General features: G+C 39.9%; 2 protein-coding genes. One reads left to right on the forward strand and one right to left on the reverse strand.

Features of this window, described 5'->3' with window-relative positions:
- A partial coding sequence (locus H5185_RS21780) for a DUF3369 domain-containing protein (RefSeq protein ID WP_182743219.1) occupies window positions 1-1,372 on the reverse strand: 1,372 nt, incomplete at its 3' end.
- Between the two features lie 342 nt (window positions 1,373-1,714).
- Between H5185_RS21780 and H5185_RS21785 the strand changes: the two genes are divergently transcribed.
- Window positions 1,715-2,202, forward strand: a 488-nt coding sequence (locus H5185_RS21785; protein WP_182743221.1) for a patatin-like phospholipase family protein, incomplete at its 3' end; no start/stop codon positions are given.

Raw genomic sequence — 2,202 nt, forward strand, 5'->3', positions numbered from 1 at the left:
CATCAACGATAGCCATGATTCGACCTTCAATAGGTATCTCATTACCCACTAAGCCACGAGGGTAGCCCTTACCATCCCAGCGTTCATGGTGGGTGTAGGCTATTCTCGCACCCATTTTGGCAATAATACGGTTTGATGCAGCAAGCAAGGCATAACCCTTTTCTGCATGAGTTTTCATTATTTCCCATTCATCTGGAGTCAATTTAGCGGGTTTATGGAGAATGCTCTCAGGAATACCGATTTTACCCACATCATGCAACGGAGCTGCATAACGAATTGTTTCAACAAAATCATCACTCATGCCAACATATTGAGCTAACATTTCGCTCATCACAGCGACACGCCTTACATGGGCACCGGTTTCTTTACTGCGCTGCTCAATGGCATCACCAATAATGAGGATTAGCTCACGCTGGGTTTGTTGGACATTTTCTTTGCTAGAAAGGTTTTCAAAAGTCAGGCTGACATTGGCGGCAAATAATTCTAGTATTCTGACTTGCAAAGGGGTTAATTCGGTATCATGTTGCAGATATAAGATACTCGTGACATCTAGGCCAAATTTATAAAATCCCACATAAATATTGTCATGAATAACCGACTTGCCTAAGGTGATGGCTTCAATAATATACTCTTTAACTTCACCGGGCAGTGATTCGACATTATCTATCTCACGATAACTGACCAGACTGCCTGTTGCCGCAAGTAAATTCATCTGAGTATCTTGATACAAGTCTTCGCGAAAACTGGTCAAGTATAGCGCAGAATTACTTAAATTAAGCAATTGCAATGTCTGCTCGAGAACTGCGCTACCGAAATTATGCAGGGTATGACTTAACAAGACAGATGAAGAAGCTTGAATAACTTTCTCCATCCCTCGCTGACTTTGTTCAATCGTTTTAATATCTCGATATGAGCGTAACGATGTATAAACACATGATTTAAGCTTAGTCGAAGTTAGCTCAGTTTTAGCCTTGTAGTCATTGATATCAAACTCTCTAATGACCCTTTCTTCTGGTGCACAACCTGGCTGCCCTGTTCGGAGAATAATCCGCGTGCTGTGGTTGTTTAACTCATTACGGATGCGCTCAACTAAATCAAGCCCCGCATGGTCATTTTCCATCACCACATCGATAAATGCGAGTGCGATATCAGGCTCATCACGTAGTAAAGCAAAGCCCTCTTTAGCAGTAAAGCTGGAGTAGAAAGCGAGCTTTTTACCGTCAAATTCGAAATGACCCAAGGCAAACTTAGTCACATCATGGATGCCAATTTCATCATCGATAATAGCAATTTTCCAAGGCGAAAGTCTGATAGCCTTATTGATTGAATCGTTATCAACCGATACTTCTGATTTTGTCTTAAACAGTGCCACATGCCATCCTTAAAATTGAATTACCAATTGAATACTAGCTAAAAATCAACGAGTGGCCATTTTCAAAATCAACATCTTAGACCATAAAAACATCATTAATCATGACGTGTAGTTAACATTAATAATACATATACGAGCAAAAAAACACCTTAGATCTTATCTAGTATTAATCTGGATATTTTTTTATGCAATAAATACTCATCGTTATGTCTTATGGCGAATGTTTTAAGCAGATTAAAGTATAGACAATAAATAGCATAGTCGACTTATTGACAACTGGTATATAACATTAAAACCACTCATACTAGAAATTCGTCCATCAAAAAGATTAAGGGATAAAGCTTGTCAATATCAACAGCATTGGTATTAGGTGGTGGTGGTGCTAGAGCGGCATATCAAATAGGGGTATTAAAAGCCCTAGTACAGTTTTATCCCCGCAACCATAATGTTCCATTTGATATAATTTGCGGTACATCCGCTGGAGCCATTAATGCAACGTCCCTGGCCACCCACGCATCTTGCTTCCATTTAGGCATAAAAAAACTGGATTGGGTGTGGCGCCATTTTGAAACCCATCAGGTTTATCGGGCATCTATTGCGCAAGTGTTGAGGCATTTGGGGAAAATGGCAATTAAAGGCCTCCAAGACGATAAAGTAAACCCGGATGCTGGCAGCCTACTCGATAATCAGCCATTACGACATTTGTTGAATAAACTGATTGATTTTAAAAGAATTGATCGCAATATCGGTAATAAAGCACTCAAAGCTGTCAGTATCGATTGCTCGTGCTACAACAATTCACGCTCATATAGCTTCTATCAAGGTAATGA

Source organism: Shewanella sp. SG44-6 (assembly GCF_014164185.1).
Taxonomy (GTDB): Bacteria; Pseudomonadota; Gammaproteobacteria; order Enterobacterales; family Shewanellaceae; genus Shewanella; species Shewanella vesiculosa.